The following is a 25,731-nucleotide window of genomic DNA, read 5'->3' on the forward strand; positions in this document are numbered from 1 at the left end:
AGGCCGGGGTATAAAATTGGCATTGAACATAGTGCACGCTGTTGAGTTCTCAAGAATCGGACACATCCCGCCTCCACACCAGAACGGTGCTTCACAACGAAAGTGATCGAAGTTTGCTGTACGAGGGCGTGAGCCACTCGATTTGTCTTGCTTGCCGAGACCGGTTAGGCTTGTCAGAACCGAAGTCCCGATCGCCTCCGTGGCAACTCGACTAACTTAGCACATCCGCAGGCCGTGTCAAGTCCGGCTTCTTCGTGGTGTTCGCTGCACGATCGAGGACCGCACCGCTGCACCGGGCTCGGCCGTGAGGCCTTGCAACGAAGCCGGGACCGTGTCCCGTGGAGGCTTTGCATCTTACGCTCGCGATCCCGCAGTCTTCAAGAGACGAATCTCTAACAGGCCTGGGAGCGAGGGGATGGTCCCCGCTTGAGGTGGGCCAGCTGGTCTCGACGCTCTGCGCCTGACTCCCGCTTGCCGCTCCTTTGGGGTGACGAGGAGTTACATTACGTCGGGCCTCGGCCGAGCGGCAAATCGCCTGCGTCCCGGGCGTGTCGCGATTCAGGGGCCGTGCGTCGCTGAGTGTCCGACTCGGTACCCGACACCGGCTACCTGCTACCGGCCACCGGCCACCGGCCACCGGCTACCGGCCACCGGCCACCGGCTACCGGCTACCGGCTACCGGCTACGGGACACGGGACACCGTGTTGATGAGACCGCCGACGCCGTCATCGTCCGCGTCCGCTCGAGGAGAGCGGGCACGCGGTCAGCGGACGAAGGCCCCGGCGAAGCTCTTCTTGCCGCGACGGAGGACGGCGATCCCGTCGATCAACGGGAGCTCGCCGAGCGTGACGGTCTCGGACGGGAGGGCGGTGTTGTTCACCGAGAGCCCGCCCTGGGCGAGAGCCCGCCGCGCCTCCCCCGTGCTGGCGACGAGTCCGGTCTCGACGAACGCCTGCAGCGCCGGCGTCTCCGGGGTCGCCTCCATCGAGGGCACCGCCTCGAGCGCGCCGCGGAGGATGACCGGGTCGATCCCCTCGAGCGAGCCCTTGCCGAAGAGCGCGGCCGAGGCGTCGATCACCGACCGCGTCGCCTCCGCTCCGTGCACCAGCGACGTAACCTCCCAGGCGAGCGCGCGCTGCGCCTCCCGGCGGAACGGCTCGTCGGCGGCGGCCTTCTCCAGGCGCTCGATCTCCGTGCGCGGCAGGAAGGTGAAGATCCGCAGGCGGTCGGCGACGTCACGGTCGTCCGTGTTGACCCAGAACTGGTAGAACGCGTACGGGCTGGTGAGCTCGGAGTCGAGCCAGACGGCGTTGCCCTCGCTCTTGCCGAACTTGGTGCCGTCGGAGTTCATCACCAGGGGTGTGCCGATCGCGTGGACCGACACGCCCTCCGTGCGGTGGATCAGGTCGGTCCCGCTCGTCAGGTTGCCCCACTGGTCGCTGCCGCCGGTCTGCAGGACGCACCCGTACTGCCGGTAGAGCTCCAGGTAGTCGAGTCCCTGCAGGATCTGGTAGCTGAACTCGGTGTAGCTGATCCCCGCGTCGGAGTTGAGACGGGCGCTGACCGCGTCCTTCTTGAGCATCGTCCCCACACGGAAGTGCTTCCCGATCTCCCGCAGGAAGTCGATCGCCGACAGCGGAGCGGTCCAGTCGAGGTTGTTGACCAGGCGCAGCCCGTTGTCGCCGCCCGCGGGAACGAACCGGGACACCTGCGCCTGGAGGCGCTCGACCCACGCCGTCACCGTCTCGCGCGAGTTCAGCGTCCGCTCGGCCGTTGGACGCGGATCCCCGATCAGCCCGGTCGAGCCGCCGACGAGCCCGAGCGGCCGATGCCCGGCCAGCTGGAGCCGGCGCATGACGATCAGCTGCACCAGGTTCCCGAGGTGGAGGCTGGGCGCGGTCGGGTCGAAACCGCAGTAGTAGGTGATCGGCTCCCCCGACAGCAGCTCGCGCAACGCTCCCGCATCGGTCGACACGTGCACCGAGCCTCGCCAGACCAGCTCGTCCCACACGGAGTCGAAGGCGGGGTCGAGCTGCGGGCTCGTCGCGGACCCGGGGAGGTGCTGGTCGATCACCCGACCAGGCTACCGCGGCAGGAAGGAGCCGGTCTCCGGGAGTCAAGCGCACAGGCTTGATCCCGGGCGATCAAGTGCCGATACTTGATCGAGGAGGTCCGATGTTCGTCATCACCGCGGATCAGCGCGACAGCAGGCACGACCACGACCGCGTGGACCAGGCGATCGCGCGCCTGATCGACGACGGTCGGGCGTCGTTCGTCCTGCCCCCGGAGCGGACGGCGGGCGACGAGTTCCAGTGCGTGCTCGACCGGGCCGATGCCGTCGTCGCGCTCGTGCTCGAGCTGCACCGGACCGGCCACTGGAGCATCGGCCTCGGGATCGGCCCCGTCGACCGGCCACTCCCCGCGACCACGAGAGCGGCGACCGGGGAGGCGTACTTCGCGGCGCGCCGGGCGGTCGAGGCGGCGAAGGGCCGGCCGACGCGCTTCTCCCTCGATCCGGACGCACCGGGAACGGCGGCGCCGGCACCGGCGGACGTCCAGGCGCTGATCGATCCGCTCCTCCTGCTGCGCGACGCGCGCTCCGAGGCCGGCTGGCAGATCGTCGACCTGCTCGAGAGCGGCCTCTCCCAGAAGGATGCGGCCGAGCGCCTCGCCGTCAGCCCGCAGGCGGTCAGCCTCCGGGTCCGCGCGGCGAGTGCTCGAGTCGACGCTCCCGCCCGTGATGCGCTCGCGCGCCTGCTGACGGTGGTCGACCGTACGCTCGACCCCACCGACGAGAGGACTCCCCGATGACGGCACCCCCCGGATCCCCCGCCCTGCTCCTCGCCTCCGCGCTGCAGTCCGCCTCGTGGACGGGCGTGGTGCTCGTGCTGCTCGCCGGACTCGCCGGTGCGATGCTGGCCGTGCGCCTGCGCCGTCCGCAGCTCGCCTGGATCCCCCTCGCGGCGGCGGCCGCCGCCTTCCTCCTCACGGCGGTCGCCGGACCGTCCGCGCCCCCGATCCACTCCGTCCTGGTGGCGGTGCTGGCCTTCGCGCTGGCGGTCGCGGGCGGCGGGCCGATCGTGCTGCTCACCCTCCGGCTCGCGACGGCCGATTCCCGCAGCGGCAGCCACGGCGGCATCATGGTCGCCGGATCCTCCCGCCCCGCCGCCGGGAGCGCGCCCTCGGCGATCGGCCAGCCGATCGAGGTGCTCCGCGGCGGGACGACGATAGGGGTCCTCGAGCGGATCGCGACGGCCGGCGCACTGATGAGCGGTCTCCCCGAGGGGATCGCGGTCGTGGTGGCGATCAAGGGCGTCGGCCGCTTCAGCGAGCTCGCCTCCCCGGAGGCGCGCGAGCGGTTCATCATCGGCACGCTGGCGAGCCTCGCCTGGTCGGCGGCTCTCGGCGTGCTCGCCCGGCTCTACCTCGCGGGCTGAGCTCCGGGCCGCCGCCGGGGCACTGCTCTCCGGTAGGGCGAGACGGTGGGGTCGCCCGGGATGCTGAAGCGCCACGGGAAGTCGTCCCCGCCACCCGGGCCCGAGACGCCGGTGCGCGGGCCCGCCGCCACGGAGGACGGCCTCTTCCCCGGCAGCAGCTCGAACGCCGCCTCGAGCGGGTCGCCCGACTCGGTGAGACGGACTCCGAGGGCCTTCGCCAGCCGTGCGGGTCCGCGGGCCAGATCCCGGCTGCGAACGGGTCCGCGCCGGATCATCGCGAGATCCTCCCCCGATACGACCTCGCCGGCGCGCAGCAGCACCGCCGACGCCGTGCCCGCCGGGGAGCAGACGATGTTCACGCAGGTGTGCATCCCGTAGGTGAAGTACGCGTACACGGACCCGGGCGGACCGAACATGGGAGCCGTCCGGGGTGTCGGTCCGCGGTGCGCATGCGAGCCCGGATCCTCACCGGTTCCGAGGTACGCCTCGACCTCGGTCAGCCGGACGCCGACCACGCCCTCCGGCGTGCGGTGCAGGAGGACGCGGCCGAGCAGCTCCGGTGCCACCTCGAGGGCCGAGCGCGCGAGGTCGGGGAGGTCGGCGCTCAGAAGAAGCTCTGGCCCGACACGAGGGTGATCACGATCACCGCGACGATGACGACTGCGGCGACGAGCACCAGAGTCCGCTGCTGCCAGGGGCGCAGCGGCGGACGGCCGTCGTCGCCCGGCGCTCCTCGAAGAGTCACGGGCGTTCCCCTCGGAGGGATCCGCGCACGACCCGGACGCGCTCGGTCAGCCGGGCGAGCTGCTCCGCGACGCGGTCGGGAGCCGTGCCGCCGACACCGTCCCGGCTCGCCACCGATCCCTCGATGCTGAGGACGGACCGCACGTCTGGAGTGAGCAGCGGCGACACCGAGGCGAGCGCGGCGTCGTCGAGATCCTCGAGCCCCCTCCCCTGCGACTCCGCCAGCTTGACCAGCTCACCGGTGATCTCGTGGGCGTCCCGGAAGGGCACGTGCTTCTTCACGAGCCACTCGGCCACGTCGGTCGCGAGGGAGAAGCCCTGGGGCGCGAGCTCCGCCATCCGGTCGGTGTGGAAGGTGAGGGTCGCGATCATGCCGCTGAACGCGGGCAGCAGCACCTCGAGGGTCGTCACCGAGTCGAAGACCGGCTCCTTGTCCTCCTGCAGGTCGCGGTTGTAGGCGAGCGGCAGCGCCTTGAGGGTCGCGAGCAGCCCGGTGAGGTTGCCGATCAAGCGGCCGGACTTCCCCCGGGCGAGCTCGGCGATGTCGGGGTTCTTCTTCTGCGGCATGATCGAGGACCCGGTCGAGTAGCCGTCGTCGAGCGTGACGAAGGCGAACTCCCGCGTGTTCCAGAGGATGACCTCCTCCGCGATGCGCGAGACGTCGATCCCGATCATGGCGGTGACGAAGGCGAACTCGGCGACGAGGTCGCGGCTGGCCGTCCCGTCGATCGAGTTCGGCACGCTCGACGCGAAGCCGAGATCGCGGGCGACCGCCTCGGCGTCGAGGCCGAGGGTCGAGCCGGCGAGAGCGCCCGAGCCGTAGGGCGAGACGTCCGCCCGGACGGCCCAGTCCCGCAGGCGCTCCAGATCGCGCAGCAGCGCCCAGCCGTGGGCGAGCAGATGGTGCGCGAGGAGCACGGGCTGAGCGTGCTGGAGGTGGGTGCGCCCGGGCATGATCGCCGTCGGGTGCGCCGACGCCTGCGCGGCGAGGGCGTCGATGAGCTGCACCACCAGCTCCGAGACGAGCGCCGCGTGGTCGCGGAGGTACATCCGGACGAAGGTGGCGATCTGGTCGTTGCGCGAGCGCCCCGCGCGGAGCTTGCCGCCGAGCTCGGGACCGGCTTCGAGCATCAGGCCGCGCTCGAGGGCGCCGTGCACGTCCTCGTCCGACTCGTCGGCGGCGAAGCTCCCGTCGGCGACGGCAGCCTCGAGCCGGTCGAGCGCCGCGAGCATCGCGGTGAGCTCGGCGTCGTCGAGGTAGCCCGCTCCGGCGAGCGCCCGGGCGTGGGCGCGGGAGCCGGCGAGGTCGTAGGGGGCGAGCTGCCAGTCGAAGTGGGTCGACCTCGAGAGCGCGGCGAGCTCGGGCGAGGGGCCGCCGGCGAAGCGGCCGCCCCAGAGGGCTCCGGCCTCGCCCGCGCGGGCGGAGGGTCGTTCCGTCATGGTTCTCCTCGGGTTCGGCTGTCGAGTCTACTGAGCGGCGTCGGCGGTGCCGGCGCGCTCCAGGAGCCACACGAGCAGGGCCTTCTGCGCGTGCAGGCGGTTCTCCGCCTCGTCCCAGATCACGCTCTGCGGGCCGTCGATCACGTCGGCGGTCACCTCGTAGCCGCGATCCGCGGGCAGGCAGTGCAGGAACAGCGCATCGGGAGCGGCGGCGGTCATCGTGGCCGCGTCGACCCGGTAGGCGCCGAAGGTCGCGACGCGCGCCGCCTTCTCGTCCTCCTTGCCCATCGACACCCACGTGTCCGTGATCACGATGTCGGAGCCGGCCGCGCCCTCGTCGGGGTCGGTTGTGGTGATCGCCGATCCGCCGGTGGTCGCGGCGATGCGCTGCGCATCGGCCAGGACCGCCGCGTCCGGCGAGTACGACTCCGGAGAGACGATGCGGACGTGCATGCCGGCCGTGGCCCCCGCCAGGAGGTACGAGTGCGCCATGTTGCTCGCTCCGTCGCCGAAGAACGTGAGCGTGAGGCCGGCGAGGTGACCGCGGTGCTCGCGGATGGTCAGCAGGTCGGCGAGGAGCTGGCACGGGTGGAACTCGTCCGAGAGCGCGTTGACGACCGGCACGCGAGTGCTGCGTGCCATCTCCTCCAGGCCCGACTGCGCGTAGGTGCGCCACACGATGGCGGCGACCTGGCGCTCCAGCACCCGCGCCGTGTCGGAGGCGGTCTCCTTGCCGCCGAGCTGGCTGCTCGCGGTCGAGATGATCAGGGGGCTGCCGCCGAGATCGGCGATGCCGACCGCGAAGGAGACACGGGTGCGCGTGGAGGACTTGTCGAAGATCACGGCGACGGTCTGCGGCCCGGCGAGGGGCTTCCGGGAGAAGCGGTCGCGCTTGAGATCGAGGGCGAGGTCGAGGATCTCGGCCTGCTCGGCGGGAGTGATGTCGTCGTCGCGGAGGAAGTGGCGGGTCACGGTGCTGGTCGCTTTCGGTGGAGGTACGGGGTCAGAGGGTCTGCAGTGCGCGGCCGAAGCGCTCGGCGAACTCGGCGACGTCGGCGGCGGTCACCACGAGCGGAGGCGCGAGCCGGATGCTCGAGTCGTTCGCCGCGTTCACGATCAGGCCGGCGTCGAGGCAGGCGGCGGCGAGCTCGGCGGCGACCGGCCGGGTCAGGGCGATGCCCAGGAGGAGGCCCGCGCCGCGGACCCCTCCGATCAGGGGCGAGTCGAGAGCGGTCAGCGCGTCGACGATCTGCGCCCCGCGCTCCCGCGCGTTGCCGAGAAGGTCGGCGCGCTCGATCTCGGCGAGCACGGCTCCGGCCACGGCGGTCGCGAGCGGATTGCCGCCGAAGGTGCTGCCGTGGTGGCCCTTCTGCAGGAGGTCGGACGCCTCGCCGAAGGTCACCAGCGCTCCGACGGGGAAGCCTCCGCCGAGCCCCTTGGCCAGGGTGACGGCGTCGGGCAGGATCCCCGCCTCCTGGTAGGCGAACCAGCGTCCGGTCCGCCCGACCCCGGTCTGGATCTCGTCGACGATGAGCAGCGCGCCGTGCTCGCGGGTGAGCTCCCGCGCGCGCTCGAGGTAGCCGGCCGGCAGCGGGATGACGCCCGCCTCCCCCTGGATGGGCTCGACGATCAGCGCGGCGACGGACTCGTCGAGAGCCGCCTCGAGGGCCTCGATTCTCGCCTCGAGGTGCTCGACCCCTCCCGGCATCGGCTCGAACGGCGCGCGCATGGCCGCCTTGCCGGTCAGAGCGAGCGCGCCCATCGTCCGCCCGTGGAACGCGTTCTGCAGCGCCAGGACGCGGTGCCGGCCGCCGGCCGCGTTCAGCCGCGCCAGCTTGAAGGCCGCCTCGTTGGCCTCGGTGCCCGAGTTGGCGAAGTAGACGCGGCCCGTCTCCCCGGCCCCGGTGAGGCGGCGCAGGGTCTCGGCGAGCTCGATCTGCGGGGCGGTCGCGAAGTAGTTGGAGACGTGGGCGAGCGCACCGGCCTGGCGCGTCACGGCCTCGACGAACACGGGATGCGCATGGCCGAGCGAGTTGACGGCGATGCCGCCGAGGAAGTCGAGGTACTCCCGCCCGTCGACGTCCCAGACCCGGCAGCCCTCGCCGCGCTCGAGCACGGCGAGCGGCGGCGCGAAGGTCTGCATCATCGCGGCGGAGTAGCGGTCGCGCGCCGAGCCGGTGCGGGACGCGGTCGTGGGGATGGACATGGTGGCCTTTCGATCGGAGCGGTCCGGCCGCGAGGGCCGACGGTGCGCGCGTCCCGGACGGGACGGGCGCTCGGAGCCGGGGCCGCTGAGGATCAGCGGCCCGACATTCGCTCCCGGTCGCGGGGGTCGAGCGAGGCGACGACCTCGGTGCCGATGCCCTCCGAGGTGAACACCTCGAGCAGGATCGAGTGCGGGATGCGGCCGTCGATGATGGCGGCCTTGGGCACTCCCCCGCGCACGGCGTCGAGGCAGGCGGTCATCTTGGGGATCATGCCCGATTCGAGCGAGGGCAGCAGAGCCGCGAGGTCGTCCGAGCGGATGTGCGAGACGAGCGACTCGCGGTCGGGCCAGTCGGAGTAGAGGCCGGCCACGTCGGTGAGGACGACGAGCTTCTCGGCGCCGAGCGCGACGGCCAGCGCGGCGGCGGCGGCGTCGGCGTTGACGTTCAGCGACTGCGTGGGGTCGTCCGAGTCGGGGGCGATCGAGGACACGACCGGGATCCGGCCGGCCTCGAGCTGAGCGAGGACGGCGGCGGGGTCCACGGCGATCACGTCTCCGACGAGTCCGAGGTCGTGCTCCTCGCCGTCGATCACGACACCGCGGCGGCGGCCGACGAAGAGGCCCGCGTCCTCACCGGAGATGCCGGCGGCGAGGGGGCCGTGCTCGTTGATCCGGCGGACGATGTCGCGGCTGATGCTGCCGGTGAGCACCATCCGCACCACCTCCATCGCCTCGGGGCTCGTGACCCGGTAGCCGCCCCGGAACTCGCTCTCGATCCCGAGCCGGTCGAGCATCCGCGAGATCTGGGGCCCGCCGCCGTGGACGACCACGGGGCGGATCCCGGCGTAGCGCAGGTAGACCATGTCCTGGGCGAAGGAGCGCTGCAGCTCCTCCGACACCATCGCGTTGCCGCCGAACTTGATCACCATCGTGCGCCCGTGGAAGCTCTGCAGCCAGGGCAGCGACTCGATGAGCGTCGCGGCCTTCCCGGGCGCGGCGTCGCGCTCGGCGCGGCTCTCGGCCGAGAGGGTGGTGTCGTCACTCATGGCCGCCTCAGCTCGAGTACGCGGAGTTCTCGTGCACGTAGTCGTGCGTGAGGTCGTTGGTCCAGATCGTGGCCGTCGCGTCGCCGGCGTGCAGGTCGATGTCGACGGCGACCTCCCGAGGGGCGAGGTCGACGAGGTCGCGGCTCTCGTGCGGCTCGCCCGCGAGGCAGACCTGCACCCCGTTCATCGCGACGTCGATGCCGTACGGGTCGAACTGCGCATCGGTCGTGCCCACGGCGGCGAGGACGCGGCCCCAGTTGGGATCCTTGCCGAAGATCGCGGCCTTGAACAGGTTGCTGCGGGAGACGGCGCGGGCGACGACCACGGCCTCGTCCTCGGTCGCGGCGTTCAGCACGCGGATCGCGACGTCGTGGGCGGCGCCCTCCGCGTCGGCCTGCAGCTGCAGGGTGAGGTCGCGGCAGACCGCGGTCAGGGCCGCGGTGAACTCGTCGGCGTCGGCCTCGACGCCGCTGGCGCCGCTCGCGAGCAGTGCGACGGTGTCGTTCGTCGACATGCAGCCGTCCGAGTCGAGGCGGTCGAAGGTGACGCGGGTCGCGGCACGCAGGGCGGTGTCGAGAGCGGCGGACTCGAGGGCCGCGTCAGTCGTGATCACGACCAGCATCGTCGCCAGACCCGGCGCGAGCATCCCGGCGCCCTTGGCCATGCCGCCGATGCTCCAGCCCTGCTCGGAGCGGACCACCGCCTGCTTCGGGACCGTGTCGGTGGTCATGATCGCGCGGGCGGCCGCCTCGCCCGCCTCGGGTCCCCCGGCGAGCTCGGCGGAGGCGCCGGTCACGCCGGTGGTGAGCTTCGCGAGGTCGAGCTGGTCGCCGATCAGCCCGGTGGAGCACACCAGCACGTCGCCGGCGGACACCTCGAGGCTCTCGCCCACGAGCTCCGCGGTGCGGTGGGTGACCTGGAAGCCCTGAGCACCCGTGTAGCAGTTGGCGCCGCCGGAGTTGAGGACGATCGCCGAGACGACGCCGTCGCGCATCACCTGCTCGCTCCAGAGGACGGGGTTCGCCTTGCAGCGGTTGCTCGTGAAGACCGCGGCAGCGCTCTGCAGCGGGCCGAGGTTCTGCACGAGCGCGACGTCGCGCGCTCCGGTCGACTTCAGCCCGGCGACGACTCCGGCCGCCCGGAACCCTGCGGCTGCGGTGACGCTCACGGCGCGACTCCGTTCACGCTCAGGCCGAGGGACTCCGGGAGTCCCAGGGCGATGTTGGTGGACTGGACGGCCGCGCCCGCGGTGCCCTTGACCAGGTTGTCGATGGCCGAGACGACCACGACGCGGCGGGCCCGCTCGTCCACGGCGAGTCCGATCAGAGCGGTGTTCGCCCCCACCACGTCGGCCGTCCGGGGGAAGGAGCCCTCCGGGAGCAGCTGGACGAAGGTCTCGTCGCCGTAGGCGGTCTCCCACGCGGCGCGCACGTCCTGCGCCGAGACGCCGGGGGCGAGGCGCGCGGTCGAGGTCGCCAGGATGCCCCGGGACATCGGCACGAGGACCGGCGTGAACGAGATCGAGACGGGTCCGGCTCCGGCGAGCAGGAGATTCTGCCGGATCTCGGGATTGTGACGGTGCGCTCCGCCGAGGCCGTAGGCGTGCGCGGAGCCGAGGAGCTCGCTGGCGAGGAGGTCGGTCCGCAGGCTCTTGCCCGCACCCGAGGGGCCGACGGCGAGGACCGCGACGAGGTCCGACGACTCGATCACTCCGGCGTGCAGACCGGGGGCCAGGCCGAGCGTGATCGCCGTGACGTTGCAGCCGGGGACGGCGATGCGCCGCACTCCGGCGAGCGCCTCGCGCTGCTTGCGTCCGCCGCCGCCGATCAGCAGCTCCGGGAGCCCGTAGGGCCAGGCCCCGGCGAAGTCGCCCCCGTAGAAGTCGGCCCAGTCCTGCGGGTCGGTCAGGCGGTGGTCGGCGCCGCAGTCGACGACGAGGACGTCCTCGGGGAGGGTCGCGGTGATCTCGCCCGACTTCCCGTGCGGGAGGGCGAGGAAGACGACGTCGTGCCCGGCGAGGTTCCCGGTCGTCGTGTCGACGAGGACGAGGTCGCGGAGCGAGCGGAGGTGCGGGTGCACGGCGATGAGGGGCTGACCCGCGTTGGCGTGCGCCGTCACCGTGCGCACCTCGAACTCGGGGTGGTCGGCGAGCAGTCGCAGCAGCTCGCCGCCCGCGTAGCCGCTCGCACCGGCCACCGCCACGGAGAAAGTCATGCCCGAGAGCCTAGCCGGTGCGGGTGCGGGGCCCCGCCCGGCCGAGCCGGACGGGACCCCCGGCCTCACTCGCGGAGTCGGGCGCCGAAGCGCTCCGCCGCGACGGCCACGCCGCTCTCCTTCGCGGCCGTCGCCTCGGCCGCGGTGAGCGTGCGGTCCGGCGCACGGAAGCGCAGCGCGAACGTCAGCGACTTCGTCCCCTCGGCGAGCCCGGTGCCGCGGTAGTCGTCGACCAGGCGGATCGCCTCGAGCAGCTCGCCCGCCCCCTCGGCGACGGCGGCGCGCACCTCGGCGGCCGCGGTGCCGACCGGCACGACGAGCGAGAGGTCCTGGGTCGCGGCGGGCAGCGCGCCCACCGGACGGGCCACGACGACCCTCCCGGCCCGCGCGAGCAGCGGCTCCAGGTCGAGCTCGACCACGGCGACGCGGCGCGGGAGGTCGAGCTCCTCGGCGAGCGCCGGGAGCAGCTCCCCCGCGTGGCCGATGACCGCGCCGTCGAGGACGACCTCTGCGGTGCGGCCCGGGTGCAGCGCGGCGTGGGCCCCCTGGCGCAGCACCAGCTCGGTGCCGGTCGCCGCGGAGACCTCGCGGACCACGTCGAGGGCGTCGCGCCAGTCGACGTCACGGCCGGCGACACCTGGCTGGCGCACGACGGCGGCGCCCGTGAGCAGCGCCGCGAGGTGCCGCGGCTGCGGTGGGATGCCCGCGTTCAGCTCGGCCTCGACCTCCGCGGACGGACGCGCCCCGCCCGCAGGGAGCGTCCCGGACCCGAACGGGCGGCCGGCGACCGGGAGGAAGACGGAGCCGAGCTCGTAGACCGCGAGATCCGTCAGGCCGCGCGAGCGGTTGCGGGCCGCGACCTGCACGAGACCCGGCAGCAGCGAGATGCGCAGCTGGCCCGCGGTCGCGTCGAGCGGGTTCGCGAGCGTGATCTGCTCCTTTGGCTCCCCGTCGACCGAGCCGAGCCGGTCGTTGATCGAGCGCGAGAGGAACGGGTACGAGAGCACCTCGGTCAGGCCCGCGGCGGCGAGCGCCTGGGCGAGAGTGCGGCGCAGCCTCTGGCCCGGGGTCAGACCGCGGCCGGGAGGCGCGACGGGCAGGATCGCCGGGATGCGGTCGTACCCGGTGATGCGGGCGACCTCCTCCGCGAGCGAGGCGCGGTCGACGAGGTCCGGGCGCCAGCTCGGCGGAGTCACCAGCAGGCCCGCTCCGCCGGCCTCGACGGAGGCGCCGATCTCGACGAGCGCGCCGCGGATCTCCTCCGGGGTGTACTCCACCCCGATGAGGCCTGCGACGTAGCCGTCCGGCAGCTCGACCGGCTCCGCCGTGCGCGGGTCGGCCAGGACCGAGCCGAGCTCGTCCGCCGTGCCGCCGGCGAGCTCCACCAGCAGCTGCACCGCGCGGGCCGCGGCGACCGAGGCCACCTCGGGGTCGACGCCGCGCTCGAAGCGCCGCGACGCCTCGCTCGGCAGCTTGTGCCGGCGAGCCGTCCGGGCGATCGAGACCGGGTCGAAGTTCGCCGCCTCGAGCAGGACGTCGGACGTGGCGTCCGAGATCTCGGTGCGCGCGCCCCCCATCACTCCGGCGAGGCCGATCGCCCCGCCGTCGTCGGCGATGACGAGGTCCTCCGCGTGCAGGCGCCGGGTCTGGCCGTCGAGCGTCTCGAGGGTCTCCCCCGGTGCGGCGCGGCGCACCACGATGCCTCCCTGCAGGGTCGCCAGGTCGTAGCCGTGCAGCGGCTGGCCGAGCTCGAACATCACGTAGTTGGTGATGTCCACGACGAGCGAGATCGAGCGGACGCCGGCCAGGCGCAGTCGCGCGAGCATCCACGGCGGCGTCGGTCGCGAGACGTCGACGCCCCGGACGACGCGCGTGACGAACACGGAGGCGCCGACACGGCCGCGGATCGGCGCCTCGTCGGCCACGGACACGGGGAAGACGGGCGCCGTCTCCGTGCGCTCGTGCGGAGGGAGCGCCTGAGCGGGGTCGCGGAAGGCGGCTCCGGTGGCGTGGGCGTACTCGCGGGCGATGCCGCGGATCGAGAAGGCGTAGCCGCGGTCGGGCGTCACGTTGACCTCGACCGCGGCGTCGTCGAGACCGAGGAGCGCGACGGCGTCCGTGCCCGGATCCGGGTCGAGCCCGAGTGAGGCGAGGCGGAGGATGCCGTCGTGGTCGTCCCCGAGGCCGAGCTCGCGGCTCGAGGCGATCATCCCGTCGGACACGTGCCCGTAGGTCTTCCGCGCGGAGATCGGGAACGGCCCGGGCAGGACCGCGCCCGGCAGTGACACGACGACCTTGTCGCCGGCCGCGAAGTTGTGGGCTCCGCAGACGATGCCGCGGACGTCCTCTCCGCCGTCGGCGGCACGCCCGCCCTCCGGGGCCACGCGGACGTGGCACCAGTTGATGGTCTTGCCGTTCTTCTGCGGCTCCGGAGCGAGGTCGAGCACCTCACCGACGACGACGGGGCCGGTCACCTCGAAGCGGTGGACGTCCTCCTCCTCCAGGCCGACCGACACCAGGGCCGCGTGCACGGACTCCGTCGTGACGTCCTGCTCGAGGTCGACGTACTCCCCCAGCCAGCTCAGCGGGATGCGCATCAGATCACCATCCCGTACTGCTCGCTGAAGCGGACGTCGCCCTCGACCATGTCGCGCATGTCCTTCACGTCGTTGCGGAACATCAGGGTCCGCTCGATCCCCATGCCGAAGGCGAACCCGGAGTACTCCTCCGGGTCGATCCCGGCCGCGCGCAGCACGTTCGGATTGACCATGCCGCAGCCGCCCCACTCGATCCAGCGGGCACCGCCGACGAAGGTCGGGTGCCAGACGTCCAGCTCGGCGCTGGGCTCGGTGAAGGGGAAGTAGTTCGGGCGCAGGCGGATGCGCGCGTCGTCGCCGAAGAGGATCCGCGCGACGTGCTCGAGGGTGCCCCGCAGGTGCGCCATGGTCAGGCCGCGGTCGACGGCGAGACCCTCGAACTGCGTGAACACGGGCGTGTGCGTCGCGTCGAGCTCGTCGGTGCGGTACACCCGTCCGGGAGCGATCACGTAGAGCGGCAGCGGGCGCTCGAGCATCGAGCGGATCTGCACCGGCGAGGTGTGCGTGCGCAGCACCAGGTGCGAGTCGACGGGGTCGACGAAGAAGGTGTCCTGCATGGCGCGGGCCGGGTGGTCCTCGTCGAAGTTCAGGGCGTCGAAGTTGAACCACTCGTTCTCGAGCTCCGGCCCCTCCGCGATCTCCCAGCCCATCCCGACGAACACGTCGGAGATCGACTCCTGGAGGAGCGAGAGGGGGTGGCGGGCGCCGCGGCGCACGAAGCTGGCGCCGGCGGTGACGTCCACGCGCTCGGCCTCGAGCGCGGCCGCGTCCTCCGCCTCGACGAGCTCGGCCTCGCGGGCGGCGTAGGCGTCGCCCACCTGCTTGCGGGCACCGCCGACGAGCTTGCCGGACGCCGCCTTGTGCTCGGGCGGGACGGAGCGCATCTGCGCGTTGAGGCGGGCGAGGGCGGACCCCTCGCCGAGGTGGGCGGCTCGGGCGGACTTCAGAGCGGTGGAGTCGCCCGCCGCGCCGATGGCGGCGAGGGCGTCGGCGACCGCCGCGGAGACGGCCTCGTCGGTGATCGGGTTGCTGTCTGACACGATCCCCCAGTGTAGGCGAGGGCCTCCGCCCCCTCCCGCCGCCCGCGCGCGGTGCTCGTCGCGCTCGCCCGCGGCCGGCCCCCGTCTGCGCCGACGGCTGTCGAAGCCCCGCCACCGGCGCTGCTCGACCAGCAGGGGCGGGTTCTCGCTACGCCGGGGTCGGAGGCCGCTCCACCGGCAGGAAGCTGGGCGCCGCCGGACGGGAAGACGAGAAGACGCCCGGATCGATCGCGGCTCCCCGATCACCACCGCCTCCGCGTCGACGACGCCGGAGCGGAGCACCACCGCTCGATGCGCTGAGCGATCGCCGGACCCTCGAGGCGAACAGGAGAATCGCGTGTCAGCGATTCTCCGTAGCCGGACGCAGGACGCTCTGCGGAACCCGACCCCGTCAGGAAGCCGACCGCGGTGAGGATCGCCCTCGGGCGATCCTCACAGTTCAGTCCTGCACAGCGATCAGCTGCGTGTCCGTCTGCGCGCGGGCTGCGGGGTGGCCGCCGATGGCGCGGCCGCCGCGTCCGCCGCTCTTGGTGCGGATCTCGATCCACTTCGCCAGCCCCGAGAGGAGGAGGCAGATGCCGATGTAGATCGCTCCGATGACGATCGCCGCCGGGATGATCGGGCTGTCGAGGCTCGACTGGTTGCCCAGGTAGCGCGCGTAGTACAGCAGCTCGTTGTAGGTGATGATCGAGCCGAGCGCCGTGTCCTTGAGGGCGACGACGAGCTGGGCGATGATCACGGGCAGCATCGAGCGGATCGCCTGGGGGAACAGGATGAGCCGCATCACGCCGGACTTGCGCAGGCCGATCGCGTAGCCCGCCTCCTTCTGTCCTCGCGGGAGGGCTTCGATGCCGGCGCGGAAGATCTCGGAGAAGACGGAGCCGTTGTAGAGGGTCAGGGCGATGACGACGGCGAGGTAGGGGCTGAGCTTGAGGCCCGCGAACGGCAGGCCGTAGTACATCAGCATCATCAGGATCAGGACGGGGATCGCCCGGAACAGCTCGATGAAGAGCGTGACGGGGACGTTGATCCAGCGCCGGTCCGAGAGCCGGCCGATCGCCAGGAGGAGGCCGAGGACGAGGCTGGCGACGCCCGCCGTGGCGAAGGCCGCGAGCGTGCGGCCGAGGGCGCCGCCGATGCTCTGCCAGACCAGCGGGTAGCCGAACGCGCGCCACTTGGAGGCGTCGAACTGGCCGGACTCCGCGAAGCGCCAGACCACGAAGCCGAGGAAGGCCGCGATCAGCAGGACGACGACGACGCCGATGACGCGGTTGCGCACGACGGCCCGGGGGCCGGGGTTGTCGAAGAGGACGGAGCTCATCGGGCGACCCTCCACTTCTTCTCGAGCTGACGTTGGACGAGCGAGAGCAGGGTGACCAGGACCACGAAGACCAGGGCCACCCAGAGGACGACGATGAGGCTGTTCTCGCCGCGCTCGTTGAGCACGCGGACGATGGTGCCCGCCTCCGCGACCGAGAAGCCGGCGGCGACGGTGGTGTTCTTCAGCAGCGCGATCAGGACGCTCATGAGCGGCGGGATCACGGAGCGGAAGGCCTGGGGCAGGACGACCTGCGTCATCGTGAGGCCGAAGTCGAGGCCGATCGCGCGGGCCGCCTCGGCCTGGCCGATCGGCACAGTGTTGATGCCCGACCGCAGCACCTCCGCGACGTAGGTCGCGGTGTAGAGGCTGAGGGCGCAGATCGCGAGGTTCGTATAGTCCACCTGCGGCAGGTCGAGCTTGGGGTAGCCGAAGGCGAAGAAGAACATCACCAGCGTGAGCGGGGTGTTCCGGATGGTGTTCACGTACACCGTGCCGACCGCGCGGGCGATCGGGACGGGCGAGACGCGCATCGCGCCGACCACCGTGCCGATCAGCAGGGCGAACACGAGCGAGGCGCTGAAGAGGATCAGGGTGTTGCCGAAGGCCGGGACGTAGACGTCGAGGTTGTTCAACAGGACATCCATGCGGCTGGCCCTTCTGTCGGAGCGGTGGTGGTGGTCGAGGAGAGGGGACCCCCGGGCGGCGGTCGGGCCGCCCGGGGCGCCTCCTAGTAGTCGTTCACCGCCGGCTGGGTGACGGTCGTGCCGGACTGGCCGAGCGTCTCGTCGTAGATGGCGCTCCAGGTCTCGCCGCCGTCGGTCAGCATGCCGTTGACGAAGTGGCGCAGGGCGTCGTCGTCCTTCGGCAGGCCGATGCCGTAGAGCTCGGTGCTGAAGGGCTCTCCGACGACCTTGAGCTCGTCGGGCTTCTGAGCGGCGTAGCCGATCAGGATCGCGCCGTCGGTGGTGACGGCGTCGACGGTGCCGTCGGAGAGGGCGTCCACGCACTGCGAGTACGTGTCGAACTCCTCGGTCTTCACCTCGGGGTAGTTGGTGCGGATGTTCTGGATCGGGGTGGAGCCGGTGGCCGAGCACACGGTGGTGTCGGCGGTGAGGTCGTCCGGTCCGGTGATCGTGTCGTTGTCGGCCGCGACGAGCAGCTGCTGGCCGGTCTCGAAGTAGGGTCCGGCGAAGCCGACCTGCTCCTTGCGCTTGTCGGTGATCGAGTAGGTGCCGACGTAGTAGTCGATGTCGCCGTTCACGATCGACGCCTCGCGGTTGGCCGACGGGATCGCCTTGAACTCGATGGCGTCGGCCGCGAAGCCGAGCGAGGCCGCGGTCCACTTCGCGATCTCGATGTCGAAGCCGGAGCGCTCGCCGGTCGCCGCGTCGAGGTAGCCCAGCCCGGGCTGGTCCTCCTTGACGCCGATGACGACCTTGCCGTCCGCGGTCATCGCGTCGAAGGTCGGGCTGCCCTCGAGAGTGACGTCGGAGGCGACCTCGTACGCGGAGGTCCCTCCCTCGGAGCCTCCACCGGCGCCGCCGCCGGCGGTTCCGGAGTCGCCGGAGCAGCCGGCGAGGGCGAGGGTCGCTGCCGCGAGTCCCGCGGTCATGAACATGAGCCTGGTGCGCATGATCGTCCTTCCTGGGGTTCGGCCCGCCGGAGCGGGCGATGTCGGGTCGGCTCCCGGGTCACGGGTCCGACCTGCCTGGTGGCTGCTGATCGCGCTTCTAGTGCGTGATGAGCTTGGAGAGGAAGTCCTTGGCCCGGTCGGTGCGGGGCGCGGTGAAGAACGACTCCGGGTCGGTGTCCTCGAGGATCTCGCCGTCGGCCATGAACACGACGCGGTCGGCGGCCTTCCGGGCGAAGCCCATCTCGTGGGTCACGACGATCATCGTCATCCCGTCCTTGGCGAGCCCGACCATCACGTCCAGGACCTCGTTGATCATCTCGGGGTCGAGCGCCGAGGTCGGCTCGTCGAACAGCATCACCTTGGGCTTCATCGCCAGCGCCCGCGCGATCGCGACGCGCTGCTGCTGCCCGCCGGAGAGCTGGGCCGGCGTCTTGGCCGCCTGGTGGCCGACGCCGACCCGGTCGAGCAGCGCCGTGGCCTGGGCCTCCGCGTCCTTGCGGGAGAGCCCGCGGACCTTGATCGGGCCGAGGGTGACGTTCTCGAGGATCGTCTTGTGCGCGAACAGGTTGAACGACTGGAAGACCATCCCGACGTCGGCGCGGAGCGCGGCGAGGCCCTTGCCCTCCTCCGGGAGCTTCTGCCCGTCGATGGTGATGGTGCCGCCCGAGATCGTCTCGAGCCGGTTGACCGTGCGGCAGAGCGTCGACTTGCCGGACCCGGAGGGGCCGAGGACCACGACGACCTCGCCCCGGTGCACCGTCAGATCGATGTCCTTCAGAGCCTGGAAGTCGCCGTAGTGCTTCTGCACCCCGGAGAGGACGACGAGGGGTTCACCGGCGGGAGCGGCGGCGCGCTCGTCTTGCGGGGCTGTGACCATGCCGTCAGAGAAGCACACGGGGATGGGCCGGTCAAATCATGAGGGAATTCTTAACCGAAGGGTAACAACGCGCCCTGTTCTCCAGGTTCGCGGCACCCTCGGCCCGGTTCCTCTCAGGAACGCAGCGCGAAGGCGCTCTCGTACAGGCAGACGGAGGCCGCGGTCGCGAGGTTGAGCGACTCCGCCGCCCCGTAGATGGGCACCGCGACCACGCCGTCGACGAGGGCGAGCGACTCGTCCTCGAGGCCGCGCGCCTCGTTGCCGAAGACCCAGACGGTCGGCTGGGCGAGGTCCCCGCGTGCGCGGACGTCGAGCAGGTCCTCCCCCTTCACGTCGGCCGCGACGGAGCGGAGGCCCACGCCGCGGAGCCGGCCCAGCACGTCGGCGAGGTCGGCGCCGACCGCGACCGGGAGGTGGAAGAGCGAGCCGGTCGTGGAGCGCACGACCTTGGGATTGTAGAGGTCGACCGAGCGGCCGGACAGCACGACCGCGTCAGCACCGGCGGCGTCGGCGGCACGGATGATCGTGCCGAGGTTGCCCGGGTCGCGGACCTCCTCGAGCACCGCCACGAGACGCGGCTCGGAGGCGACGACGTCCTTGAGCGACGTGGGGAACTGACGGCAGACCGCGACGAAGCCCTGCGGAGTGACGGTGTCGGCCATCGCGTCGAGGACGTCCTCGGTCACGTACTCGATCTCCACCTCCGCCTCGGCGGCGGCGGCGACGATCTCGGGGTGGCGCTCCAGAGCTGTCGGAGTCGCGAACGACTCGACGATCAGCTCCGGGCGGTACTGCAGCGCCTCGGAGAGAGCCTGCGGGCCCTCGAGGAGGAAGAGCCCCGTCTCGAGCCGGGCCGGGCGGCGGGTGAGCTTCGCCACGGAGCGGACACGGGGAGAGCGGGGGTTGTCGAGCATGCGGCGAGCCTATCGGCGCGGTGATCGCCGCCCCCGCAGACACGGCGCGGGAGGGCCTGCGGACGACGGAGGGGGCCGCGACCTCTCGGTCGCGACCCCCTCCGGGAAGCCGTGCTGACTACGCTGCGGCCTTGGGCGCCGAGGTGTCGGCGGGCAGCGCGCTCTTCGCGGTCGCGACGAGCGAGGCGAACGTGGCCGGCTCGGTGATCGCGAGGTCCGCGAGGATGCGGCGGTCGACCTGGACGCCGGCCAGGGCGAGGCCCTGGATGAAGCGGTTGTAGGTCAGGCCGTTCGCGCGGGACGCGGCGTTGATGCGCTGGATCCAGAGACGACGGAACTCGCCCTTCTTGGCGCGGCGGTCGCGGTACGAGTAGACGAGGGAGTGGGTGACCTGCTCCTTCGCCTTGCGGTAGAGGCGCGACCGCTGGCCGCGGTAGCCCGAGGCGCGCTCGAGGATGACGCGACGCTTCTTGTGGGCGTTGACGGCCCTCTTCACTCTTGCCATTGCTGTTTCTTCCTATCGATCCGTGTCGGCTGAGTAGCGACCACGCGGCGCAGCGGGCTGCGCCGGCGGTGGGCTACAGACCGAGAAGCTTCTTGGCGACCTTGGCGTCCTGCGGGGCGAGGACCTGGTCCTGGTTGAGGCGGCGCGTGCGAACGCTGGACTTGGACTCCAGGTTGTGACGCATGCCGGCCTGCTGCTTCATGACCTTGCCGGAGCCGGTCACCTTGAAGCGCTTCTTGGCACCCGAGTGGGTCTTCATCTTGGGCATGTTCTCTCCTTGTGAACGTCACTCCGCGCTCGGCGGGGCGAAACCGGTGCCCCGCGAGCGGGGCGTCCACCGGCCCCGAGGCCGGGGCGGCGAAGTACTAGACGGACTCGGCCTCGGCCGTGTCCTCGGGGGTGTTGGCCTCGCGACGAGCGGCGCGGACCGCATTGGCCTCGGCCTTCGCCTCGGACTTGTTCTTCAGCGGGCCGATGACCATCACCATGTTGCGACCGTCGATGGTCGGGGTGGACTCGACCTGGCCGAACTCGGCGACGTCCTCCGCGAAGCGCTGGAGCAGGCGGACGCCCATCTCGGGGCGCGACTGCTCGCGACCGCGGAAGAGGATCATCGCCTTGACCTTGTCGCCGGCCTTGAGGAAGCCCTCGGCGCGCTTGCGCTTGGTCTCGTAGTCGTGCTTGTCGATCTTCAGGCGGAAACGGACCTCCTTGAGGATCGTGTTCGCCTGGTTGCGACGGGCTTCCTTGAGCTTCTGAGCCTGCTCGTACTTGAACTTCCCGTAGTCCATGATCTTGGCCACGGGCGGCTTGGAGTTGGGGGCGACCTCGACCAGGTCCAGGTCTGCGTCCTGCGCGAGTCGCAGGGCGACCTCGATCTTGACGACGCCGACCTGTTCTCCTGCGGGACCCACGAGGCGGACCTCGGGGACGCGGATACGGTCGTTGGTACGGGGATCGCTGATTGCGTTTCTCCTCTGATCTCGGTGAGTGCAGCTGCGCTGCCGGAGTCTTCTCCAGCGCACCCGAGAGAGGTGATCGTCCCGTCCACGTCGTGCCTGCAGCACGGCGCTCGCACCCTGTGACGCGGTTCCCGAGGCGGACCTCGAGAGCCGCAGCCCTGCCTCCGGTGGTCTGATGACCCTCGGGGGCGGAGTGCTTCTGACCCGGTAACCTTGTGAAGCGGTCAAGCGCGGGTGGGAGAATCTCCACTTTCGAACCGAGGACATGCCTCGGAGCCCGGACAACCATAGCAGACCGGCGGCCCGCCCGACAGAGCGAATCCGGCCGCCCTCGATCCTCTGCTGCGGCGACCGCGCCCCTCCACCACGGACGACGAACGAAGGACCCATGGCCCAGTACGACGACGACTACACGCGACGATTCGGCGAGGACGGCGGAGCCTCCGACGTGGAGGCCGCGCGCGACATCGCGGAGGTCCCGGCGGTGGAGATCATCACCACCGCCGCCGTGCACCTGATGAGCGCGGCCGCCGTCAAGTGCGGGCTCGCCGACGAGCCCGGAGCGCAGGTCGACCTCGACGAGGCGCGCAAGCTCATCAGCGCGCTCGCGGGCCTGGTCACGGCCGGGGCGCCCGACATCAGCGACATGCACGCCCGGAGCCTGCGCGACGGCCTCCGCACCCTCCAGCTCGCGTTCCGTGAGGCGTCCCCCATCGCCGACCCGATCGGCAAGGGCCCGGGCGAGAAGTGGACCGGCCCGGTCACCTGATCGGGGGTCAGTGGGCGGCGGCGAGCTGCAACGTCATCGAGTCGACGCGCTGCGCGACGGTCTCGTCGGCCGCCCACCGCTCCCCCAGGCGCGCGACGAGGGCGCCGAGCGCGTCCTGATCGAGCCCCGGGCGCAGGCTCAGGACCACCACGAGCTCGGGGCCCGCGAGGCGCTGCTCCGGGTCTCCCGCGCGCACCTCGAGCGAGGCGACCGCCCGCTCCCCCTCCGCAGCCGCGCGCAGAGCCCGGAGCACCTCCGCATCGGCGGGGGCCGGCCGCCAGTCGCCGCCCTCCGCGATCGCCCAGAGCGCCGGGCGCCGGACCGCGAACTCCCGCTCGGACGCGGGGTCGAGGACCATCACCTCGGTGCCCTCCGCGACGGCCGCCAGTGCCGCACGGCGCCCGTCGACCGGGACGGGACGGGCGGCCGGGTCCCATCGGCGCATGCTCTCGACGCCGCTGAAGACGGGGAGCACCGTGCGGCCGTCGGGTCCGGCGACCGTGACGATCGCGAGCTCCTGCGTCTTGTCCGCCCGGAGTCCCCCGACCCCCTCCGCCTCCTCGCCGAGGCGGGCGACCAGCGGGATGAGCAGGCGGGACGTGCGGATCGCGTCGACCACGGCCTCCGGGCCGCGAGTGCCACCGGCGAAGGACTCGAGCGCGGCGACCAGCGCCTCCGGGGCGCTTCCGTCGTCCTCCGGCGCTGCGCTCGGCTCGAAGTGCCGGCCCGCCCAGGGGGTGCCGGCCGAGTCGGTCAGATGCGCCGGGAGCGGGCGGGGCTCACTCGGATGCGACATCCAGGGCCTCCGCGAGCGTGAATGCGCCCGCGTACAGCGCCTTGCCGACGATCGCGCCCTCGAGCCCCTGGGGCACGAGGTCGCGCAGAGCGGCGATGTCGTCGAGGTTCGAGATGCCGCCCGAGGCGATCACGGGGCGGTGGGTGCGGGCCATGACCTGCTCGAGGAGCTCGAGGTTCGGGCCCTTGAGCGTGCCGTCCTTCGTGACGTCGGTGACGACGTAGCGGGTGCAGCCGGCCTCCTCCAGGCGGTCGAGGACCTGCCAGAGGTCGCCGCCCTCCTTGGTCCAGCCGCGCGCGGCGAGCGTGGTGCCCCGGACGTCGAGACCGACGGCGATCTGGTCGCCGTACTGCGCGATGACGCTCGCGGCCCACTCGGGGTTCTCGAGCGCCGCGGTGCCGAGGTTGATGCGCTTCGCGCCGGCGCTCAGCGCGGACTCGAGGCTGCGGTCGTCGCGGATCCCGCCGGAGAGCTCGACGTTGACGCCCTTCACCTGCCGGATGACCTTCTTCATGATGCCGTGGTTGTCGCCGCGGCCGAAGGCGGCGTCGAGGTCGACGAGGTGGATCCACTCCGCGCCCTGGTCGGCCCAGTCGCCCGCGGCGTCGATCGGGTCGCCGTAGTTGGTCTCGGTCCCGGCCTCGCCCTGCGTGAGCCGCACGGCCCTGCCGCCCGCCACGTCGATCGCGGGCAGGAGGACCAGGCCCGGGGCCTTGGTGAACTCGCTCATCGTCATCCTCAGTCTCGGAGCCGGTGCCGGCCCCTGGAGGCGCCGACCACCGGCCGATCCTAGTTCGTGCGGAGGGCGCCCAGCCAATTGGCCAGCAGCCGGAGCCCGGCGGCCCCCGACTTCTCGGGGTGGAACTGCGTGGCCGAGAGCGGCCCGTTCTCGACCGCGGCGATGAAGGGGCCTCCGTGATCGGCCCAGGTGACCGCGGGACGCGGGAACGGGGGCATCACGTCGAGCGACCACTCGCGGGCGCCGTAGGAGTGCACGAAGTAGAAGCGCTCCTCGGCGATGCCGTCGAAGAGCACCGAGCCCTCGGGAGCGGAGACGGTGTTCCAGCCCATGTGCGGGACGACCTCGGCCGGGAGTAGGTCCACCGTCCCCGGCCACTCGCCCAGGCCCTCGCTCTCGACCCCGCGCTCGACGCCGCGCTCGAAGAGCACCTGCATCCCGACGCAGATGCCCAGGACGGGGCGCCCGCCGGCGAGGCGCTTCTCGATGATCTCGCCGCCGCGGGCGCGGGTCAGCGCCGACATCACGGCGTCGAAGGCACCGACGCCGGGCACGAGGAGGCCGTCCGCCTCCAGCGCCCGCTGCCGGTCCCCCGTCAGCTCGACGTCGGCCCCGGCGAGCTCGAGCGCCTTGACGGCGGAGTGCACGTTCCCCGAGCCGTAGTCGTAGACCACGACGGAGGGGCGGGCCGAGCTCACAGCGCGCCCTTCGTCGACGGCACGCCGGAGACGAGCGGGTCGAGGGCCTTGGCCTGACGGAAGGCGCGGGCGAACGCCTTGAACTCCGCTTCGGCGATGTGGTGCGGGTCCCTGCCGCCGAGCACCGTGACGTGCACGGTGAGGCCGGCGTTGAACGCGATCGCCTCGAAGACGTGACGCACCATCGACCCGGTGAAGTGGCCGCCGATCAGGTGCAGCGCGAAGCCCTCCGGCTCGCCGGTGTGCACGAGGTAGGGGCGCCCCGAGATGTCGACGACGGCCTGCACGAGCGCCTCGTCGAGGGGGACGAGCGCGTCGCCGAAGCGGGAGATCCCGGCCTTGTCGCCGAGCGCCTGTCGGATGGCCGTGCCGAGCACGATGCCGATGTCCTCCGCGGTGTGGTGGATGTCGATCTCGATGTCGCCGCGGGCCCGGACGTGCAGGTCCGTGAGCGAGTGCTTCGCGAACGCCGTCAGCAGGTGGTCGAAGAAAGGCACGCCGGTCTCGAGATCGGCGACGCCCGTGCCGTCGAGGTCGAGGGAGAGCTCGATGCTCGACTCGCTGGTGGCACGGCTGAGGGAGGCGGTGCGCCCGGGTGCGGCGCTCGGGGAGGTCATGCCTCCCAGTCTATTCGCGCCGCGTCGCCGCCCCCGGGCGGAGCTCACTCGCGCGAGAGCGCCACCGTGGCGTCGGCCGACGGTGCGGGGAGGGAGGCGAGCGCCTCGAGGAACGCGGTCGTCTCCTCCTCGGTGCCGGCGCTGACACGGAGGTGGTTCGGGATGCCGACGTCGCGGATGAGGACGCCGTGGGCGAGCAGGCCCTCGAACACGGCGGCCGGATCCGCGACACCGCCGAAGAGGACGAAGTTGCTGCCGGTCGCGTACGGGCGGTAGCCGAGGGCGCGCAGGCCGTCGATCATCCGGTCGCGCTGCACGATGATCTCGCCGACCATGGCGAGCATCTCGTCGGCGTGAGCGAGGGCGGCGGTCGCGGCGGCCTGGGTGAGGGCCGACAGGTGGTACGGGAGGCGGACGAGGCGGAGCGCGTCGATCACCGCGGGGTCGGCGGCGAGGTAGCCCAGGCGGACGCCGGCGAAGGCGAAGGCCTTGCTCATGGTGCGGGACACGAGCAGGCGCGGTCGCCCGGGGAGGAGGCTCAGCGCGGTGGGCGCGCCCCTGCCCGCGAACTCGGCGTACGCCTCGTCGACGACGACTATGCCGTCGGTCGCGTCGTAGACCGCCTCGACCACGGCGAGGTCGAGCGGCGTCCCGGTCGGGTTGTTCGGAGCGCAGAGGAAGACGATGTCGGGCCGGGCCCGGCGCACCTGCTCCGCGGCGTACTCGGCTCCGATCTCGAACTCCGCCTCGCGCGGAGCGGGGATCCACTCCGTTCCGCTCCCCGACGCGAGGATCGAGTACATCGAATAGGTGGGCGCGAACCCCAGCAGCGAGCGCCCGGGACCGCCGAACGCCTGAAGGACGTGCTGGAGCACCTCGTTCGATCCGTTCGCAGCCCACACGCCGTCCGCGGTGAGCCCGTGACCGAGGTAGCCGGCGAGGGAGTCGCGCAGCTCTCGGAACTCGCGGTCGGGATACCGGTTGACGGTGCGCAGCGCCTCCGTGACCCGCCCGACGATGTCGGCGATCACGTCGACCGGGACCGGGTGGGTGTTCTCGTTGACGTTGAGGGCGACGGGCACGACCGCCTGGGGTGCACCGTACGGGTGCCTGCCTCGGAGGTCGTCGCGGAGGGGCAGGTCATCGAGAGTCGTCACCAGGGAATGGTAGCGAAGC

Annotated in this window: 27 protein-coding genes; 3 read left to right on the forward strand and 24 right to left on the reverse strand. The window is 72.0% G+C overall.

Features of this window, described 5'->3' with window-relative positions; genetic code table 11:
* Window positions 1–763: 763 nt before the first annotated feature.
* Window positions 764–2,074 carry a tyrosine--tRNA ligase gene (gene tyrS, locus C5B98_RS05310; protein WP_104250196.1) on the reverse strand — a complete coding sequence of 437 codons (1,311 nt, stop codon included), beginning with the start codon at window positions 2,072–2,074 and terminating at the stop codon, window positions 764–766.
* 101 nt (window positions 2,075–2,175) lie between these two features.
* Between tyrS and C5B98_RS05315 the strand changes: the two genes are divergently transcribed.
* Entirely contained in the window at window positions 2,176–2,811 is a 636-nt protein-coding gene (locus tag C5B98_RS05315; RefSeq protein ID WP_104327404.1) for a DNA-binding protein, read from the forward strand.
* Window positions 2,808–3,437: a hypothetical protein gene (locus tag C5B98_RS05320; protein WP_104327405.1), complete on the forward strand. Its 630-nt coding sequence runs from the start codon at window positions 2,808–2,810 to the stop codon at window positions 3,435–3,437. Before C5B98_RS05315 ends, C5B98_RS05320 begins: the two co-directional genes overlap by 4 nt.
* Here the strand turns inward: C5B98_RS05320 and C5B98_RS05325 are convergent.
* The 18 genes from C5B98_RS05325 to infC all read right to left on the reverse strand — a co-directional run bounded on the left by C5B98_RS05325 (window position 3,422) and on the right by infC (window position 20,888).
* On the reverse strand, window positions 3,422–4,045 hold the full coding sequence (locus C5B98_RS05325) for a DNA-3-methyladenine glycosylase (protein ID WP_104327406.1): 624 nt from the start codon (window positions 4,043–4,045) through the stop codon (window positions 3,422–3,424). The genes C5B98_RS05320 and C5B98_RS05325 overlap by 16 nt on opposite strands.
* Window positions 4,042–4,182 (reverse strand): hypothetical protein, encoded by a 141-nt coding sequence (locus tag C5B98_RS16850; RefSeq protein ID WP_160034127.1) that lies wholly within the window; start codon window positions 4,180–4,182, stop codon window positions 4,042–4,044. Before C5B98_RS16850 ends, C5B98_RS05325 begins: the two co-directional genes overlap by 4 nt.
* Window positions 4,179–5,621, reverse strand: a complete 1,443-nt coding sequence (gene argH, locus C5B98_RS05330; protein ID WP_104250193.1) for an argininosuccinate lyase — start codon at window positions 5,619–5,621, stop codon at window positions 4,179–4,181. Before argH ends, C5B98_RS16850 begins: the two co-directional genes overlap by 4 nt.
* A 27-nt stretch (window positions 5,622–5,648) precedes the next feature.
* Complete coding sequence (argF, locus tag C5B98_RS05335; RefSeq protein ID WP_104327407.1) at window positions 5,649–6,593, reverse strand: ornithine carbamoyltransferase; 945 nt, start codon at window positions 6,591–6,593, stop codon at window positions 5,649–5,651.
* A 31-nt stretch (window positions 6,594–6,624) separates the two neighbouring features.
* The gene (locus C5B98_RS05340; RefSeq protein ID WP_104327408.1) at window positions 6,625–7,827 is read right to left on the reverse strand and encodes an acetylornithine transaminase; all 1,203 of its coding nucleotides are present in this window, start codon (window positions 7,825–7,827) and stop codon (window positions 6,625–6,627) included.
* A gap of 92 nt (window positions 7,828–7,919) precedes the next feature.
* Window positions 7,920–8,873 (reverse strand): acetylglutamate kinase, encoded by a 954-nt coding sequence (argB, locus tag C5B98_RS05345; RefSeq protein WP_104224497.1) that lies wholly within the window; start codon window positions 8,871–8,873, stop codon window positions 7,920–7,922.
* A 7-nt stretch (window positions 8,874–8,880) separates the two neighbouring features.
* A complete protein-coding gene (argJ, locus tag C5B98_RS05350) occupies window positions 8,881–10,041 on the reverse strand; it encodes a bifunctional glutamate N-acetyltransferase/amino-acid acetyltransferase ArgJ (protein ID WP_104292057.1) in 1,161 nt (386 codons plus the stop codon).
* Window positions 10,038–11,087, reverse strand: coding sequence for an N-acetyl-gamma-glutamyl-phosphate reductase (gene argC / locus C5B98_RS05355; protein WP_104226315.1), 1,050 nt, complete (start codon window positions 11,085–11,087; stop codon window positions 10,038–10,040). The genes argJ and argC overlap by 4 nt, the downstream gene beginning before the upstream one ends.
* A gap of 65 nt (window positions 11,088–11,152) precedes the next feature.
* Window positions 11,153–13,684, reverse strand: a complete 2,532-nt coding sequence (gene pheT, locus C5B98_RS05360; protein WP_104327409.1) for a phenylalanine--tRNA ligase subunit beta — start codon at window positions 13,682–13,684, stop codon at window positions 11,153–11,155.
* Window positions 13,684–14,724, reverse strand: a complete 1,041-nt coding sequence (gene pheS / locus C5B98_RS05365) for a phenylalanine--tRNA ligase subunit alpha (RefSeq protein ID WP_104327410.1) — start codon at window positions 14,722–14,724, stop codon at window positions 13,684–13,686. Before pheS ends, pheT begins: the two co-directional genes overlap by 1 nt.
* Window positions 14,725–15,163: 439 nt before the next feature.
* Window positions 15,164–16,045, reverse strand: a complete 882-nt coding sequence (locus C5B98_RS05370; protein WP_104250187.1) for an amino acid ABC transporter permease — start codon at window positions 16,043–16,045, stop codon at window positions 15,164–15,166.
* Window positions 16,042–16,689, reverse strand: coding sequence for an amino acid ABC transporter permease (locus tag C5B98_RS05375; protein ID WP_104327411.1), 648 nt, complete (start codon window positions 16,687–16,689; stop codon window positions 16,042–16,044). Before C5B98_RS05375 ends, C5B98_RS05370 begins: the two co-directional genes overlap by 4 nt.
* 83 nt (window positions 16,690–16,772) lie before the next feature.
* Window positions 16,773–17,678 carry a glutamate ABC transporter substrate-binding protein gene (locus C5B98_RS05380; RefSeq protein ID WP_159913628.1) on the reverse strand — a complete coding sequence of 302 codons (906 nt, stop codon included), beginning with the start codon at window positions 17,676–17,678 and terminating at the stop codon, window positions 16,773–16,775.
* Between the two features lie 97 nt (window positions 17,679–17,775).
* Entirely contained in the window at window positions 17,776–18,555 is a 780-nt protein-coding gene (locus C5B98_RS05385) for an amino acid ABC transporter ATP-binding protein (protein ID WP_104224489.1), read from the reverse strand.
* A 113-nt stretch (window positions 18,556–18,668) separates the two neighbouring features.
* Complete coding sequence (locus C5B98_RS05390) at window positions 18,669–19,469, reverse strand: RNA methyltransferase (protein WP_104224488.1); 801 nt, start codon at window positions 19,467–19,469, stop codon at window positions 18,669–18,671.
* 118 nt (window positions 19,470–19,587) lie between these two features.
* Complete coding sequence (rplT, locus tag C5B98_RS05395) at window positions 19,588–19,974, reverse strand: 50S ribosomal protein L20 (RefSeq protein ID WP_104224487.1); 387 nt, start codon at window positions 19,972–19,974, stop codon at window positions 19,588–19,590.
* A gap of 73 nt (window positions 19,975–20,047) precedes the next feature.
* Window positions 20,048–20,242, reverse strand: a complete 195-nt coding sequence (rpmI, locus tag C5B98_RS05400) for a 50S ribosomal protein L35 (RefSeq protein ID WP_055793295.1) — start codon at window positions 20,240–20,242, stop codon at window positions 20,048–20,050.
* Window positions 20,243–20,339: 97 nt separating this feature from the next.
* Window positions 20,340–20,888, reverse strand: a complete 549-nt coding sequence (infC, locus tag C5B98_RS05405; protein ID WP_374952931.1) for a translation initiation factor IF-3 — start codon at window positions 20,886–20,888, stop codon at window positions 20,340–20,342.
* Window positions 20,889–21,324: 436 nt separating this feature from the next.
* On the opposite strand from infC, the gene C5B98_RS05410 reads away from it, so the two are divergent.
* The gene (locus tag C5B98_RS05410; protein WP_219814428.1) at window positions 21,325–21,705 is read left to right on the forward strand and encodes a DUF1844 domain-containing protein; all 381 of its coding nucleotides are present in this window, start codon (window positions 21,325–21,327) and stop codon (window positions 21,703–21,705) included.
* Window positions 21,706–21,712: 7 nt separating this feature from the next.
* Here the strand turns inward: C5B98_RS05410 and C5B98_RS05415 are convergent, their stop codons facing one another.
* The 5 genes from C5B98_RS05415 to C5B98_RS05435 are packed head-to-tail and all read right to left on the reverse strand — an operon-like array spanning window position 21,713 to window position 25,712.
* Window positions 21,713–22,501: an SseB family protein gene (locus C5B98_RS05415; protein WP_104224486.1), complete on the reverse strand. Its 789-nt coding sequence runs from the start codon at window positions 22,499–22,501 to the stop codon at window positions 21,713–21,715.
* Complete coding sequence (priA, locus tag C5B98_RS05420; RefSeq protein WP_104224506.1) at window positions 22,485–23,231, reverse strand: bifunctional 1-(5-phosphoribosyl)-5-((5-phosphoribosylamino)methylideneamino)imidazole-4-carboxamide isomerase/phosphoribosylanthranilate isomerase PriA; 747 nt, start codon at window positions 23,229–23,231, stop codon at window positions 22,485–22,487. Before priA ends, C5B98_RS05415 begins: the two co-directional genes overlap by 17 nt.
* Before the next feature lie 59 nt (window positions 23,232–23,290).
* Entirely contained in the window at window positions 23,291–23,938 is a 648-nt protein-coding gene (hisH, locus tag C5B98_RS05425; protein WP_104327412.1) for an imidazole glycerol phosphate synthase subunit HisH, read from the reverse strand.
* A complete protein-coding gene (gene hisB, locus C5B98_RS05430; protein WP_104233277.1) occupies window positions 23,935–24,555 on the reverse strand; it encodes an imidazoleglycerol-phosphate dehydratase HisB in 621 nt (206 codons plus the stop codon). The genes hisH and hisB overlap by 4 nt, the downstream gene beginning before the upstream one ends.
* A gap of 44 nt (window positions 24,556–24,599) precedes the next feature.
* Entirely contained in the window at window positions 24,600–25,712 is a 1,113-nt protein-coding gene (locus C5B98_RS05435; RefSeq protein ID WP_181065460.1) for a histidinol-phosphate transaminase, read from the reverse strand.
* Window positions 25,713–25,731: the final 19 nt, after the last annotated feature.

It is taken from the genome of Rathayibacter sp. AY1A5 (genome assembly GCF_002930875.1).
Taxonomy (GTDB): Bacteria; Actinomycetota; Actinomycetes; order Actinomycetales; family Microbacteriaceae; genus Rathayibacter.

Coding starts and splice junctions, on each gene's coding strand:
- C5B98_RS05315 (WP_104327404.1), top strand. CDS start 2,176: ATGTTCGTCATCACCGCGGATCAGCGCGACAGCAGGCACGACCACGAC.
- C5B98_RS05320 (WP_104327405.1), top strand. CDS start 2,808: ATGACGGCACCCCCCGGATCCCCCGCCCTGCTCCTCGCCTCCGCGCTG.
- argH (WP_104250193.1), bottom strand. CDS start 5,621: ATGACGGAACGACCCTCCGCCCGCGCGGGCGAGGCCGGAGCCCTCTGG.
- C5B98_RS05340 (WP_104327408.1), bottom strand. CDS start 7,827: ATGTCCATCCCCACGACCGCGTCCCGCACCGGCTCGGCGCGCGACCGC.
- argB (WP_104224497.1), bottom strand. CDS start 8,873: ATGAGTGACGACACCACCCTCTCGGCCGAGAGCCGCGCCGAGCGCGAC.
- argC (WP_104226315.1), bottom strand. CDS start 11,087: ATGACTTTCTCCGTGGCGGTGGCCGGTGCGAGCGGCTACGCGGGCGGC.
- pheT (WP_104327409.1), bottom strand. CDS start 13,684: ATGCGCATCCCGCTGAGCTGGCTGGGGGAGTACGTCGACCTCGAGCAG.
- C5B98_RS05370 (WP_104250187.1), bottom strand. CDS start 16,045: ATGAGCTCCGTCCTCTTCGACAACCCCGGCCCCCGGGCCGTCGTGCGC.
- C5B98_RS05375 (WP_104327411.1), bottom strand. CDS start 16,689: ATGGATGTCCTGTTGAACAACCTCGACGTCTACGTCCCGGCCTTCGGC.
- C5B98_RS05380 (WP_159913628.1), bottom strand. CDS start 17,678: ATGCGCACCAGGCTCATGTTCATGACCGCGGGACTCGCGGCAGCGACC.
- C5B98_RS05385 (WP_104224489.1), bottom strand. CDS start 18,555: ATGGTCACAGCCCCGCAAGACGAGCGCGCCGCCGCTCCCGCCGGTGAA.
- C5B98_RS05390 (WP_104224488.1), bottom strand. CDS start 19,469: ATGCTCGACAACCCCCGCTCTCCCCGTGTCCGCTCCGTGGCGAAGCTC.
- rplT (WP_104224487.1), bottom strand. CDS start 19,974: ATGGCAAGAGTGAAGAGGGCCGTCAACGCCCACAAGAAGCGTCGCGTC.
- rpmI (WP_055793295.1), bottom strand. CDS start 20,242: ATGCCCAAGATGAAGACCCACTCGGGTGCCAAGAAGCGCTTCAAGGTG.
- C5B98_RS05410 (WP_219814428.1), top strand. CDS start 21,325: ATGGCCCAGTACGACGACGACTACACGCGACGATTCGGCGAGGACGGC.
- C5B98_RS05415 (WP_104224486.1), bottom strand. CDS start 22,501: ATGTCGCATCCGAGTGAGCCCCGCCCGCTCCCGGCGCATCTGACCGAC.
- priA (WP_104224506.1), bottom strand. CDS start 23,231: ATGAGCGAGTTCACCAAGGCCCCGGGCCTGGTCCTCCTGCCCGCGATC.
- hisB (WP_104233277.1), bottom strand. CDS start 24,555: ATGACCTCCCCGAGCGCCGCACCCGGGCGCACCGCCTCCCTCAGCCGT.